The following is a 14,027-nucleotide window of genomic DNA, read 5'->3' on the forward strand; positions in this document are numbered from 1 at the left end:
TTCGCGGGCTTGCTCCTTCGGCGGACCAATCAAGGCCTCTCTTCGGCGTTTTATACCCCCACCGGTCCTTTTGCCTGAGAGTGACCGGGGCGGTTGCTCCTTCGGCGCTGACCTTGCCAGACTCTCCCGGCGGACGCGTTTACTGTGGCCAGCCCATATGCCTGCAATTGATTCCGTGCAAATGATTTCTGCGGGCAAAAGCGGTTTATGGCCCGTTCAGATGCCATCCGTTCTGCGCCCCGTCGCCGCGATCCAGTCGCGCAGCCGTTGCGCGTAGGACGGAACGACATGCGGCATGCCCAGAAAGCCCTGCAAGGTTACAAAGGCCCAGCCTTGTCCCTCATGACCAAAAACAACCTGCCGCGCCATGTCTGGCGCAATTTGACCGACAAAGAACCAGACCTGCGCATCCGCCTCGTCGGTGTCGCGCAGATACTCTGCGGCGTAGCGCCGTTTCCAGATCAGTGCATTTTGTGGAACGACCAGTCCGACTTCTTCGCGCACCTCGCGCAAAACCGTCTGTTCAGGTGTTTCGCCGGGTTCGCGCCCGCCGCCTGGGAAATCCCATAGACCGGGATAGGGAATGTCGGGCTTGTCGTCGCGCAGCGTGATCAGCAGGCGATCACCCACGAACAACGCCACTTTTGCCCCGACGAAATCCTGTTCTGTCATTGTTCCCCTGCCTCCGGAGGCGTATCCTGATCCACATGCAAGCCCTTTGCCGCGACTGCCTGACCACCTTTGAAGGCGCTGGACGTTGTCCGCAGTGTCGCAGCCCCCGTGTGACTCGTCACCCCGAATTGTTCGACCTGTCGATCGCGCACATGGATTGCGATGCGTTTTATGCCTCGGTCGAAAAACGCGACAACCCGGAACTGGCGGACAAACCCGTCATCATCGGCGGCGGGCGGCGCGGCGTTGTGTCGACCGCATGCTATGTCGCACGGATCAAAGGCGTGAAATCCGCGATGCCGATGTTTCAGGCGCTAAAGCTTTGCCCCGATGCGGTGGTCGTGCGCCCGCGATTTGACGCATATGTAACAGCGTCCAAGGCGATCCGCGCACTGATGGACGAATTGACACCTGTCGTGGAACCCCTGTCGCTGGACGAGGCGTTCATGGACCTGACTGGCACGGCCCGCCTGCACGGGCATCCGCCAGCCGTCATGCTCGCCCGCCTTGTCAAACGCATGAAAGTCGAAATCGGGCTATCGGGCTCGATCGGACTGAGCCACAACAAGTTTCTGGCCAAAGTCGCATCCGATCTCGACAAACCGCGCGGCTTTTCGATTATCGGCAAGGCCGAAACGACCGAATTCCTGCGGCCCAAGCCGGTGCGCCTGATCTGGGGCATCGGGGCCGTTGCGCAGGAAAACCTCGCCAGCGCTGGCATTCGTACCTTCGACGATCTGCTGCGCTGGGACAGGCGCGACTTGCACGACCGCTTCGGCGGCATGGGAGAGCGGCTCTATGCGCTGGCCCGCGGCGAAGATGGCCGGCGCATTTCATCGCACACACCCGTCAAAGGGTTAAGCAACGAAACAACGTTTCACGAAGATACAAATGATCCCGACATCCTGGACGGGCATCTGTGGCGCATGTCTGAAAAAGTGTCGTCGCGCGCCAAAGCCACGGACAAGGCCGGGCGGGTCGTGACGCTGAAACTGAAGTCATCCAAGTTCAAACTGATTACAAAGCGACAGTCGCTCTACCACCCCACGCAACTGGCCGATGTCATCTATCGCACCGCACGCGGGCTGTTCGATCAGGTCGGGGACAAGGGACCGTATCGCCTGCTGGGCGTCGGGATCAGCGACCTTGCCTCAGCCGCCGAAGCCGACCGCGAAGGTGATCTGCTTGACCCGGATGCAGGCAAACGTGCCAAAGCCGAACAGGCCGCCGACAAAATCCGCGAGAAATTCGGGCAGGAAGCAATCATCAAGGGCCGCGCCCTGCGCTAATTGGCGCGGAGGTCTTGACCCGACGCCACGTTCGAAAATACCCTTGGCCTATCGCAACACTAACCTGACAGGAGGGCACAAGCTGAGCATGCGTATCATCCGCCGACTTCAGCATGGTCCCCGTTCCGCCCTGTAAATCCGTTTGCAGGGCTGACCAGAACCCGGTCTGCCTGTTCCCGCGCCAAAGCGCGCACGCCTTGTTGCGAAAGACCAATCTATGTCCGTGATCAATCTTAACGCCGTCAGCCTTGTGCTGGGCGACCCGCTTTTCACCGATCTGAATCTGACCCTGTCCAAAGGCGACCGACTTGGCCTTGTCGCGGCCAACGGACGCGGCAAATCGTCTTTGCTTGCCCTGATGCATGGCACCGAAGACCCCACCACCGGGGATATCACGCGCGGGCGCGGCCTGCGGGTGGGTCACGTGCGCCAGCATTTGCCCGACGGCGATTTGAACCGCACCCTCTACGACTACGTTCGCGCCGCGCTGCCGCAAGATCAGGCCGACTACGAAAGCTGGCGTGTCGATGTGGCACTCGATGATCTGTCGGTGCCTTACGAGACCCAGCGAACCGCGCTGAACGCATTGTCCGGCGGCTGGCAGCGAACGGCAATGCTGGCAGCAGCCTGGATCACGGAACCCGATGTGCTCCTCCTCGACGAACCGACGAACCACCTTGATCTGCAGCGGATCGGCCTGTTGCAGAACTGGCTGGCGCGCTTGCCACAAGATGTGCCAGTGGTCGTCACCTCACATGACCGCGCCTTTCTGGACGCCACCACGAACCGGACGCTGTTTTTGCGGGCCGAACGATCCCGCGATTTCGCGCTGCCCTTCAGCCGCGCCCGCGCCGCTCTTGCCGAAGCGGACGAGGCCGACAACCGTCGCTTTGCCAACGACCTCAACAAGGCGAGCCAGCTGCGCAAACAGGCGGCCAAACTCAAGAACATCGGGATCAACTCCGGTTCCGATCTGCTTATCACCAAGACCAAGCAATTGACCGAACGCGCCGCAAAAATCGAAGCCGCCGCAAAACCGGCCCATCAGGAAAAGGGGGCTGGTGATATCCGGCTGACCAATTCCGGCACCCACGCCAAGGCGCTGGTCAGCTTTGACGATGTGATGGTCCAAACGCCGGACGGGCGCGACCTTTATCGGACAGGCAAGCTTTGGATCACGCCCGGCGACAGGATCGTACTGCTGGGCGCGAACGGGACGGGCAAGACCCAACTGGTCAAAGCCGTGCATCGCGCATTGCAGGGCGGCGCGGATGGGATCCGGACCGCACCGACCGTCACGCTCGGTTATTCCGACCAACACCTGACGCAATTGAAAGACAGCGACACACCGATGACCGCCGTGGCCGGTCAATTCGATGTCGGGGATCAGCGCGCGCGCGGGCTGCTGGCCGGTGCGGGCGTGATGATCCAGATGCAGGACACCCCCATCGGCAAGCTGTCCGGCGGGCAAAAGGCGCGGCTGGCCATGCTGGTCCTGCGGTTGACACAACCGAATTTCTACCTGCTAGACGAACCGACGAACCACCTTGATATCGAAGGGCAAGAGGCGCTGGAGGAAGAGCTTTGCGCGCACGGTGCCGCCTGCCTGCTGGTCAGTCATGACCGATCTTTCGTGCGCAATGTGGGAAACCGGTTCTGGCAGATCAATCGCAAGCGTCTGGAAGAAGTGGCGGACCCCGAGGCCTTTTTCAACGCCGAGATGGCATCAGCGTAACGTTTCGCACGCGAAACAATTAACTGTTCGTTATCAATGGTTTAGATTGAATTGAGGGTGCGTGCGCCGGTCACTCTGCCGCGACGCGCGCGTCTTCGGGACGCCCCATCAGGGCCAGATCGCGGATGACGCCTTGCAACAACGCCTTGAACGTTGCGAAATCTGCGTTCGGCTCCAGCGTCCGTTCATCCATATAAAGCGCGCGGTCAATTTCGATCTGCACCGCGTGCTGCTGACGCGACGGGCGCCCGTATTGCTGGGTGATGAACGCGCCGGCAAAGGGCATGTTGCGGGCAACGCGCAGGCCAGCACTGGCGAATGCGGCTTCGACCTGTTCCATCACGGATCCAGCAGCGGCGGCCCCGAACCTGTCACCCAGAACCACGTCAGGGCGCGGCGCGCCCGGCGGCCCGACATTTTCCAACGCTTCGTGCGGCATGGAATGACAATCGATCAGGATCGCCTCGCCAAAGGTGCGCTGGCTTTCGTCCAATAGGGTTTGCAGGATATCGTGATAGGGTCGCCAATACGTCGTGATCCGCTGATGCGCCTCGTGCAATGACAGCTTGCCTCGGTATATGGCCCGCCCGTTGGACACAACGCGGGGGATGACACCCAGCCCGCTGGCCACACGCGGATTGTGCGATGCACGCCGCACGCCGTCCACAAGCGCAGGGTCAAGCTCTTCAGGGGCGCGATTGAGATCGAGAAAGGCCCGCGGTGCCTTCGCGGTCAGTAATGGCGCACCGAAATCGGGGACAGAGGCGAACAATTCATCCACGAACGCATCTTCTGACGATCGGATTTCGCGTTCGTTCAGCACGGTCCGCTGCAAGAATGCATCAGGATAGTCCCGCCCGGAATGGGGCGATGCAAAGACAACACTGGTGTTGCGCGTCTTTGGCCGATGAAGTTCGTAGGCGTTTTGCGTCATTCCGCTTCCCTTGTTGCCCTAAGATAGCGCGGAAAGACATTTAGCAAAAGCTCTTGATCCCCTCACCGACTCCTTTTATAGCACCCGAACCAGACGCGGTTCGCCCCGCGTCCTGTTTCGTTATGGGACATTGGGCGAATCAAGTTTGCACGTGGATGATTAGCTCAGCGGTAGAGCACTTCGTTGACATCGAAGGGGTCACTGGTTCGATCCCAGTATCGTCCACCACGAGATTCACTGTCCCGGACTTCATCCGGGATAAACGCAACTTCGGCGCATCGCAGCGCCGCGACAACGAAGGAAACGACCATGAAGGTACGTAACTCCCTCCGCTCGCTCAAGCAGCGTCATCGCGATTGCCGCGTCGTGCGCCGTAAGGGCCGCGTCTATGTAATCAACAAGACGCAGCGTCGGTTCAAGGCCCGCCAGGGTTAAGTTCCGAACGGCAGATATTGGAATTGGGTCGCCCTTTGGGCGGCCCTTTTTCGTTGGTGCAGGATGGATCACGGTCAGCGGGACCCGCGCAGGGATCGCAGGAAAAGCCCCAGACCACCGACAAACAGCGTAAGAATGACAAGCAGGTCAAAGGCGCTCATCGCCGCAAGCTGCAGGTTGATGTTGGCGATCACACCAAACACCAAAGCCGCGACCGACCCCAGCGCCAGAAGCCAGCCAAGCCAGTTACGTGCGTTGTAAAATATCATGCCAACGCCGAACATGAACGGGATCAGGACCATGCCGCTGGTCACCGGAAATCCGCCCAACGTAAAGGCGACCATGCCCAGCCCGAACCGTGGCCGCACGATGATGCCGTTCAACAACAGATAGCCACCGGCAATCATCATCACGAGGCCGACCAGAAACGTGCCTGTGCCACCGTCCGTTCCGCCTGCGCCGCGCCGTGCCATTTCGATCTCCGTTTGCCTGTCTTTGCCCTAGCTAAGCAGATCGGGGCTGCCTTTCCAGATTTTCCGGGCGCGCGGGGCAACGAACAGCGCGGTTGTGCTTTCAATGACCCGGTCGCGCACCTTCTGTTTTCCGATGGCCTTCGTCAAAGCGCTGGCATTGCAACGCGACTTCGGACTAGGCTTTCTGCGAACGTACAAGACAACATCAAGGTATTTGTTCCCATGGATTTCATCGCGCCCAAGCCCCTCGCACTTTCCGTTGCCCTGATCGGGGTGGCCATGCCCGCCGTCGCGCAAGAGGCCTGCGGCGGCCTTGGCGCGAACGGTCAATGGATCGGCGGGAACGAGTCCGCGTCCGACATCACGACATCTGACAACTACCGCGAACAGATGGCGTTGGTGCTGTCGGGCAACCAGTATGTATCGCTCTTTTCCGTCAGCGCACCGACAGCTGTCAGGATCGAGGCGGCAGGACGCGGGGCCGGTGATCCGCTGATCGACGTAATCGACCCGGATGGAAACATCATTCTGTCCGACGACGACTCGGGCGGCAACAGCGCGGCCCGCGCCGAGGTCGAACTTGATCCCGGAACGTACTGCATGTCGTTGTCGAGCTTTGACGGCGCACCGATGACCGCATTCGTGCGGATCGGTCGCCCCGAACAGGAGCCGTTGACCGAAGGTGTGTCCGTCACATCCAATACCGGTAGCGAAGATATCATGCCAGTGAACGAGGATGGCAGTTGTCGCGATGCGACAGCACTCGGCGCGCTGTCGGGGGCATTGACAGCGACCGCGTCGGTCGACACGACCCCTTACTGGTCCTTCACGCTGGAAACACCGACAGCTGTCAGCATCACGGCAAGCAATGAAGATGCCGATCCGGTGGTCACCCTTTATGACGCGGACGAAAACTACATCACCGAAAACGACGACTACGACGGTCTGAATTCGCGCATCGACCAAAGCGAACCACTGGCTGCGGGCGATTATTGCGTTCAGGTCGCGGCATTGAACGATACCAGCCTGCCGATTGACCTGGAAATCACGGAATATGACCCGGATGCCGCGCTCGCCGCCCTTTACGACCGTGGCGAAGTCGCGCCTCCCCTCGACGGATCGGTTGCGATTGAAAACCTCGGCACACTGGAAAATCGCCTGCGCAAGGATGCGCAGATCAGCACATCAGCCACGTGGTACAGCATCGATCTGTCCCAGGGTGGGTTGCTTTTGGTCGAAGCCATCGCCGCCGGCAGTGACGGTGACCCATGGGTCGCGGTGTTTGATGATCTTGGCCGGCAAGTCGCGATGAATGACGATTACGGCGACGGGCTGGACTCGCTTGTCACTGCGCGCGTCAACAGCGGCACATATCTTGTCGCGGTCAAGCAAGTCGGCGGATCAAGCCAGGGCCTGATCCGCATGGTGTTTGAACGCTATATCCCGGCACCCTGAGTGACGTCAGGCGCACCTTAGCGAGTGATGTTCCCGATCGTATCGGCAAGCAGTTGCGACACGGTGCCCCGATCCAGAAATCCGCTTGTCGGCAATCCACGGTCACGCTGGTAAAGCCGTAGCGCGCGGCGGGTTTCGTCTGTGAATTCACCGTCTGCTGGCCCCGGATCAAGTCCAAGTGACGCAAGTTTCCCTTCGATCAGCCGCGCAGTGATCGGATCAACATTCAGTTCGACCTCGGCAGCTTCGGCATCTTCGCTGGCCTCGGCGCTATTCGCCGCACGCCGGATTTCCTTGATGCGGTCGCGGGCAGCGCGGCGGAACGCACCATCTTCAAAGGCGGCCAGATAATCGCGGTAACCGGGGATGGTGTCGATCGCGCGGGCGCGGTCCCAGCCTGCCTTGTCCTGCGTTTCAGCGGCCGCCAGCTTATCGGCCTCAATCGCATCCAAGCGATTGCGCGCCTCGCCCGCAAACAGCCCGTCAGGGAAGCGGTCCAGATAGGCACGATAGCCCGGCTCGTCACCGGCAGCGCCGGTTTCCTGCCAGAACGCACGGTCACGGCGTTCTTCTTCAGCCCGCGCACGGGCGGCTTCGGCCTCGATCTCGGCGGAACGACGGGCGGCCTGCGCATCAAGCTGGTTGATCTGGTCGGCAGTCAGATAGCTGGTCTGGGCAAAGCCCGTCTGCTGCTGCCAGTTGGTAATCGCCTGCCGGGTGCCGGGGCCAAAAATGCCGTCAATCCCACGGGTGTTATAGTTCAGCACAGTCAGATCGCGCTGGATATCGCGGCGCTGGTTTCGGGTCAGGGCAAGCGACTCCTCCGCCAGGCGGTCCTGCCGGTTCGGCTCACGATTGATCGCGCTGATACGCTCCTGCGCCTCGTCAACATACTGGCCAGCAGGGTATTTGCTCAGGTAATCAAGATAGGCCTCGGCGGTGTCGAGCGCCTGCGCACCTTCCCACATCGCATCTTCGGCAGCGGTATCGACCGTCTGCGGTGCGGCCGGGGTTTCCGTCGCATCTTCCGGCACCAGAACAAGCCGATCCGGGACGAACCCGCCCAGCAGAAGACGACGATTGCTTTTGGCAAGCGCGATGGCATCCGCACCCGGCGATGCGATGACCTGCAGATAATCAGCCGCATCATCAGGTTCGCCAATAACGACGGTTACACCCTGCGGGATGTCCAGATCACCCAGACCGGTGCGCAACAGATCGTCATACGTCCTGCCACGGTCCGGATTCTGGCCAATCACCAGAATGGACTGACCTGCCGCCGCGCCCATCACCGAAAGCAGGCTGTCGATGCCCAACGCGTCTTGCCCGACAGTGAACAAACCCGGTTCGTCGGTATCCGCCCCCAGCAGCCAAGTGGTGATGCCGTCCGTTGCAAAACGTCCCGAAAGGCCGACAATCATGCGATCCGCCGTGCCGCGGCTGTCGGCAAAGCGTGTGGCAAGTTCCTGCATCTGTGCACCGGTCGGATCGGCGCCCACCTGTGTTTCAAAGCCAAGGCGCGCCAGTGGGCCCGCCGCTTCTGCGATGTCTGTGCCGTTGCGCAATCTGTCCAATTCGCTGTAGCGGTCCACGCCCAACAGCAACGCGGCATCCTGCGCAAAAGCGGGACCGGCAAGAAGGGTGGTCAAAAGTAACAGGCGGTGCATCGGCACTCCTTTCTAGGTGTCGTAGGTCCGTCGATCTTCGATCACGATACCGTCGCGGGGAAGCGCGCCGGGATCACAAAGCGTGACGGTTCCTTTCAATTTCAAAATGTCGCTGACGGCGGCGATGATCGCTTCAGCGTCAAGCCCGGTGCCTTCGCAGCGGACTTCCATCGTATCAGCCTCGCCTGCGCGGTCGGCGATGACCCGTGCACGCGCCAACCCGTCGAATCGGGCAACAAGGGCGGCGACCTGTTCAGGACGCACAAACATGCCTTTGATCTTGGTGGTCTGGTCGGCACGTCCCATCCAACCCTTGATCCGGGTGTTGGTGCGCCCGCAAGGGCTGTCGCCTTCCATGATGGCCGAAAGATCACCGGTCGCGAACCGGATCAGCGGATAGTCAGGGTTCAGTGTGGTGACGACCACCTCGCCCACTTCGCCCGGCGCGACAGGTTCGCCGGTGCCGGGTGTCACGATCTCGACGATGACGCCTTCGTCCACGATAAGGCCATCGCCAGGCGTGGTTTCATAAGCGATATTGCCAAGATCGGCGGTCGCATAGGCTTGCAGACAGGTGATGCCCCGGCCAGTGTAATAATCGCGCAAGGATGGAAACAGCGCTCCGCCGGACACCGCAGCCTTGGTGATGCGCAGCGCGACGCCCAGCGTATCGGCCTTCTCAAGCATGATCTTCAGATAATCTGGCGTCCCTGCGTAGGCGGTAACACCGACCGCAGCGGCGGCCTGAACCTGCAGTTCCGTCTGCCCCGTTCCCGCTGGCAAAACACGCGCGCCGACAGCCCGGGCCCCGTTTTCAAAGATGCTGCCAGCCGGGGTCAGGTGATAGCCGAAACAGTTCTGCACCGTATCATCCGGGCCGATGCCGCAGGCATGCAGGAACCGGCCCAGCCGCCACCAGTCATGGCTCGACCCGCCCGGTTCATAGATCGGACCTGGCGATTGAAAGACGTGGGTAATATTGCTGACAGGGATGCCGCCAAACGGCGGATTTTCGGTCTGCCATTGGACCAGATCGGACTTGCGCAGCACTGGCAGGTGGCGCAGGTCTGCAAGACACTGCACCCTGTCGCCACCTGTCAGGCCAGAGTTTTCCGCCGCCGCAATCCTTTTGATCTGCGCCAGCAAACCCTGCAGCTGCGCTGTCTCCCGGTCAGCGTGGCTCCGGGTTTCCAGATCGTCGTAAAAGATGGGCATGGCGGGTCTCCTGTTGTCGGGTGTTGGCCCAACACGACGAAGCTATGTATCTGTCGTGTTGCTATTCAATATCACTCAGGCGCAGGGCAGTTTTGCAAACGATAGGCGTGAAGATCCTGCAAGATGGCATCGCGCAGATCGCCACGCAACGTCAGAACGAAATCGACATCGATCAGACCATAGGGTTCGTAATACCGGCCGGTCAGCGGGGTTTCACCTTCGGCAATCCCGACGTTGCGCTGCAGTAGCGGGCCGAATGCCCCCGTGCGGCGTTGATCGACAAGGTCGGCAAGCATCTCTGCGGCTTCGATGTCGGCGGTCGGATCACGCCAGAGCCAATCAAAGAACCCTGTTCCGTGATCCTCCACCGCCGCCAGAGCATCCTGATACCGCGCGATATCAGCGGAAAAACGCTGTGCGATCTCGGTGCGCAGCGGAAAGAATACTTGCGACGTCACCCATGTTTCACCACTGTCCGCTGTGGTTTGGCTGTCGATCATCAACCGCGCCGGGTCGGTTTCGAAATCAGCCAGATACCAGCTGATATCGCGCGCGCCATTGCGCTCGTTGGGTTGGGATTGCCGCCAATGCAGCGTGCAACCGTCAAGGTGGACGTCAAACCGCAGATCAGGCGACACGGCACGTTCCGCCGCCGCGATCCTTTCCGCCAGATCAAACCCGTCCGCCAGCGGTGCTGTCGCGAGACAGGCCACCAGGCAGGACGCGAAGACCCCCAGCTTACGCAAGCCAGCGTTTGCGGCGACGATAGCTGCGCACATCCCGGAACGATTTGCGCCCTTCATCCGACACGCCCAGATAGAATTCCTTCACATCCGGGTTCTCGCGCAACTCGGCGGCAGGGCCCTCCATCACGACACGGCCGCTTTCCAGAATATAGCCGTGATGTGCAAAGCGCAGTGCGACGTTGGTGTTCTGCTCGGCCAACAGAAAGGACACGCCTTCCTGTTCGTTGAGGTTCTTCACGATCGTGAAAATCTCCTCCACCAGCTGCGGGGCAAGGCCCATCGACGGCTCATCCAGCAGGATCGTCTCGGGGCGGGACATTAAGGCGCGGCCAATGGCGCACATCTGCTGTTCGCCGCCGGAAGTATAGCCAGCCTGACTCTTGCGCCGCTCTTTGAGGCGCGGAAAATAGGTATAAACAAGATCCAGATCCTGCGCGACCTTCGCTCCGCCGTCGCGGCGGGTATAGGCACCGGTCATCAGGTTTTCCTCGATTGTCAGATGCTCAAAGCAGTGACGGCCTTCCATTACCTGGATCACGCCACGCTTGACCAAATCGGAAGGCGACAGATCCTGCACACGATCACCGCGATAGGTGATGGCACCTTTGGTCACTTCGCCGCGTTCGGAATGCAGCAGATTGGAAATCGCCTTCAGCGTCGTGGTCTTGCCCGCACCGTTGCCGCCCAAAAGGGCAGTAATCCCGCCTTTGGGCACAGTCAGGGACACGCCTTTCAACACAAGGATCACGTGGTTGTAGATCACCTCGATGTTGTTGACCTCCAAAAGGGTGTCAACCTCGGTTTCAGCGGCATCAAGCATGTTCATATCCCGTCAAGGTTAACGCGCCCGGCAATCGGACAGGGCAACAGCCCTCATCATCTTGCCAAAAATACTCAAAAAACGGCGGACGGCCCGCAAAGGGCCGCCCGCGCATGCATCAAAGACAGCCTGCCTCGATCCCGGATTCGGATGCAAAGGCAGCCGAGTCCTCGTCGATCAGCGGTTGAATGACGCTCATATCGGACTCGATATAGTCGGTCAGCGCAACCCACTTGCCGTCAGCCGCGTTCCACTGCTGGACGATACCCAGACCGGATCCACCGTGGTTTTCACAAGACACGCCGAATTCCGGCCCGATCTGCGACATGCCAAGTTCGGCCATCCGGGCTTCGGTAATTTCCAGCGCTTCCATCCCGTCACGCATCATCGCCGGTGTAATCGCTGAAACACCATGGATATCCTGCGCCTTGGCAATGGCCTCGGAAGCCAGCATCGCCGCGTACATACCGCGGGTATAAAGCACCGAACCGACGTGCGATCCGTCACCGGCTGCATTGCCCGCATCGTGGACAAGCGAACGGATTTCATCAAAGACGGGCAGTTCCGCATCGACACGGTTCATGTTCAGGGATTTGTAACCGTCAGCCGCCGCACCCGCAGGTGTCACGTCATGTTCGGCACCGGCCCACCAGTTGCCGATGAAATTCTCCATCGGGAAATTGATGTTCGCAGCTTCCTGCACAGCGACCTGGTTCATGACACCCCAGCCCCACATCAGGACATAGTCGGGACGCTCGCGGCGGATCTGCAGCCACTGTGATTTCTGCTCCTGGCCCGGATGATCGACAGCCAGCTGGGTCAGCTCGAAGCCATGCATCGCAGACAGTTCTTCCAGCGTGCGGATTGGCTCCTTGCCATAGGCAGAGTTGTGATAGATCAGGGCGATCTTCTTGCCATCCAGCGACCCGCCGTTCTCTTCCAGCAGGTAGTTCACCATGACAGAGGCGGCGTTCCAGTAGTTCGCAGGATAGTTGAAGACCCAGTTGAAAACTTCGCCATTCGCGGCAGAGGTCCGGCCATAGCCCATCGTGTGGATGGGAATACCGTCAGCCGTGGCCTTGGGAATAATCTGATAGGTGATACCTGTGGACAGGGGTTGATAGACAAGCGCGCCCTCGCCCTTGGTAGACTCATAGCATTCCACACCTTTCTCGGTGTTATAGCCGGTTTCGCATTCGACGATACGGACCATCTCGCCGCCAATGCCGCCATCACGGGCATTGAGCAGGTTGAAATAGTCCTGATAGCCATCCGAAAACGGCGTCCCGCCCGCCGCGTAAGGGCCGGTGCGATAGCTGAGGTCGGGAATGACAAGCTCGGCCAGTGCCGGGCCGCTGGCAAGCACGCCCGCAAGGGCCGCTGCTGCTAGGGTCTTCATTTTCATCGGTGTTTCCTCCCATGGTTTTCCGATTTGTTGTCCCCTCTTCAGGGGTCGTTCGCTTAATATGGAAACGGCCAAAGCCGCAGTTTTTCTTTCGCCAGCCGCCAAAGCTGCGCCAGACCATGCGGTTCCTTGATCAGGAAGAACATGATCAACGCCCCGACGATAACAAGTTGGAAATGCGCGACAAGGTCTGTCGGCCAGCCAAGCAGATCCACACCGATCAACTTCAGAACGACCGGTAGGATCACCAGAAACGCCGCCCCGGCAAAGCTGCCAAAAATCGATCCAAGCCCGCCAATGATGATCATGAACAGCACCAGAAACGATTTCTGAATGCCAAAGGCCTCACCGACCTCAACCGCACCCAGATAGACGGCGAAGAACAGCGCCCCCGAAATGCCGACAAAAAAGGACGACACGGCAAAAGCCGTCAGTTTGGCCTTCAACGGGTTCACGCCGATGATCTCGGCCGCAATATCCATGTCACGAATGCCCATCCACGTCCGCCCGATGGTGCCGCGCGTCAGGTTGCGCGCAATCAGGGCACAGACGGTCACAAAGACCAGACAGATCAGATACTGCGCCCAGGCTTCGGTGTTCGGACCAGTCACAGGCACGCCAAAAACAAGACGCTCTGGTGCCGTGATCTGGCCGGATGCGGAATCATTGTAGAACCACGATACCTTGTTGAACAACCAGACCAGAAAGAACTGCGCAGCCAACGTCGCGACCGCCAGATAGAAGCCTTTGATGCGCAAGGATGGCAACCCGAATGCCGCACCCACCGCCGCGGTAATCCCGCCCGAAAGGATGATGTGGATCACGATATTCACATCCGGAAACGCGGTCATCAGCTTGTAGCAGGCATAAGCGCCCACAGCCATGAACCCGCCGGTGCCAAGCGACACCTGTCCGCAATAACCCGTCAGGATGTTTAGCCCGATCGCTGCAATCGCATAGATCAGGAAGGGGACGAAAATAGCGCTGGCCCAATAGTCGTTGATAAAAAACGGTACGACCAGAAAGGCCACCGCCATCGTCACCCAGAAGCCGATCCGGTCAAATTTGATCGGAAAGGTCTGGCTGTCAGCAGCATAGGAGGTCTTGAAATCACCGGCTTCACGATAAAGCATGACCACCCTCCTTCATCTGGCCCCAAAAACTCCCGCCGGAGGCCCCAA

13 protein-coding genes, 1 tRNA gene and 1 riboswitch are annotated in these 14,027 nt (G+C 60.0%); of the genes, 5 read left to right on the forward strand and 9 right to left on the reverse strand.

Going from position 1 to position 14,027, the window contains the following annotated elements; translation table 11 throughout:
* Positions 1-52: 52 nt before the first annotated feature.
* Positions 53-139: riboswitch (glycine riboswitch) on the reverse strand.
* A gap of 77 nt (positions 140-216) precedes the next feature.
* Positions 217-672 (reverse strand): NUDIX domain-containing protein, encoded by a 456-nt coding sequence (locus BMY44_RS13425; protein ID WP_089995797.1) that lies wholly within the window; start codon positions 670-672, stop codon positions 217-219.
* Positions 673-707: 35 nt separating this feature from the next.
* On the opposite strand from BMY44_RS13425, the gene BMY44_RS13430 reads away from it, so the two are divergent.
* Positions 708-1,961, forward strand: coding sequence for a DNA polymerase IV (locus BMY44_RS13430; RefSeq protein ID WP_089995800.1), 1,254 nt, complete (start codon positions 708-710; stop codon positions 1,959-1,961).
* A gap of 217 nt (positions 1,962-2,178) precedes the next feature.
* Entirely contained in the window at positions 2,179-3,696 is a 1,518-nt protein-coding gene (locus BMY44_RS13435; RefSeq protein WP_089995803.1) for an ABC-F family ATP-binding cassette domain-containing protein, read from the forward strand.
* Positions 3,697-3,766: 70 nt separating this feature from the next.
* Here the strand turns inward: BMY44_RS13435 and BMY44_RS13440 are convergent, their stop codons facing one another.
* Positions 3,767-4,630: an N-formylglutamate amidohydrolase gene (locus BMY44_RS13440; RefSeq protein ID WP_089995806.1), complete on the reverse strand. Its 864-nt coding sequence runs from the start codon at positions 4,628-4,630 to the stop codon at positions 3,767-3,769.
* Positions 4,631-4,783: 153 nt separating this feature from the next.
* Between BMY44_RS13440 and BMY44_RS13445 the strand changes: the two genes are divergently transcribed.
* A tRNA-Val gene (locus BMY44_RS13445) sits at positions 4,784-4,858 on the forward strand.
* 81 nt (positions 4,859-4,939) lie between these two features.
* Positions 4,940-5,065, forward strand: coding sequence for a type B 50S ribosomal protein L36 (gene ykgO, locus BMY44_RS13450; protein WP_010141322.1), 126 nt, complete (start codon positions 4,940-4,942; stop codon positions 5,063-5,065).
* A 74-nt stretch (positions 5,066-5,139) separates the two neighbouring features.
* Here ykgO and BMY44_RS13455 read toward each other — a convergent pair whose 3' ends face one another.
* Positions 5,140-5,538 carry a hypothetical protein gene (locus BMY44_RS13455; protein WP_089995809.1) on the reverse strand — a complete coding sequence of 133 codons (399 nt, stop codon included), beginning with the start codon at positions 5,536-5,538 and terminating at the stop codon, positions 5,140-5,142.
* Positions 5,539-5,760: 222 nt separating this feature from the next.
* On the opposite strand from BMY44_RS13455, the gene BMY44_RS13460 reads away from it, so the two are divergent.
* Complete coding sequence (locus BMY44_RS13460) at positions 5,761-6,993, forward strand: DVUA0089 family protein (protein ID WP_089995812.1); 1,233 nt, start codon at positions 5,761-5,763, stop codon at positions 6,991-6,993.
* Positions 6,994-7,010: 17 nt separating this feature from the next.
* On the opposite strand, the gene BMY44_RS13465 is transcribed toward BMY44_RS13460, so the two are convergent.
* The 6 genes from BMY44_RS13465 to BMY44_RS13490 form a co-directional block, all read right to left on the reverse strand.
* Complete coding sequence (locus tag BMY44_RS13465; RefSeq protein ID WP_089995815.1) at positions 7,011-8,660, reverse strand: peptidoglycan-binding domain-containing protein; 1,650 nt, start codon at positions 8,658-8,660, stop codon at positions 7,011-7,013.
* A 12-nt stretch (positions 8,661-8,672) separates the two neighbouring features.
* Positions 8,673-9,875: a phenylacetate--CoA ligase family protein gene (locus BMY44_RS13470; protein ID WP_089995818.1), complete on the reverse strand. Its 1,203-nt coding sequence runs from the start codon at positions 9,873-9,875 to the stop codon at positions 8,673-8,675.
* Positions 9,876-9,946: 71 nt separating this feature from the next.
* The gene (locus BMY44_RS13475) at positions 9,947-10,654 is read right to left on the reverse strand and encodes a hypothetical protein (RefSeq protein WP_089995820.1); all 708 of its coding nucleotides are present in this window, start codon (positions 10,652-10,654) and stop codon (positions 9,947-9,949) included.
* On the reverse strand, positions 10,614-11,441 hold the full coding sequence (locus BMY44_RS13480) for an ABC transporter ATP-binding protein (protein WP_089997167.1): 828 nt from the start codon (positions 11,439-11,441) through the stop codon (positions 10,614-10,616). The genes BMY44_RS13475 and BMY44_RS13480 overlap by 41 nt, the downstream gene beginning before the upstream one ends.
* A 118-nt stretch (positions 11,442-11,559) precedes the next feature.
* Positions 11,560-12,846, reverse strand: coding sequence for an ABC transporter substrate-binding protein (locus BMY44_RS13485; protein ID WP_089995823.1), 1,287 nt, complete (start codon positions 12,844-12,846; stop codon positions 11,560-11,562).
* A gap of 56 nt (positions 12,847-12,902) precedes the next feature.
* Complete coding sequence (locus tag BMY44_RS13490) at positions 12,903-13,979, reverse strand: branched-chain amino acid ABC transporter permease (RefSeq protein ID WP_089995826.1); 1,077 nt, start codon at positions 13,977-13,979, stop codon at positions 12,903-12,905.
* Positions 13,980-14,027: the final 48 nt, after the last annotated feature.

Source organism: Cognatiyoonia koreensis (assembly GCF_900109295.1).
GTDB classification, from domain to species: domain Bacteria; phylum Pseudomonadota; class Alphaproteobacteria; order Rhodobacterales; family Rhodobacteraceae; genus Cognatiyoonia; species Cognatiyoonia koreensis.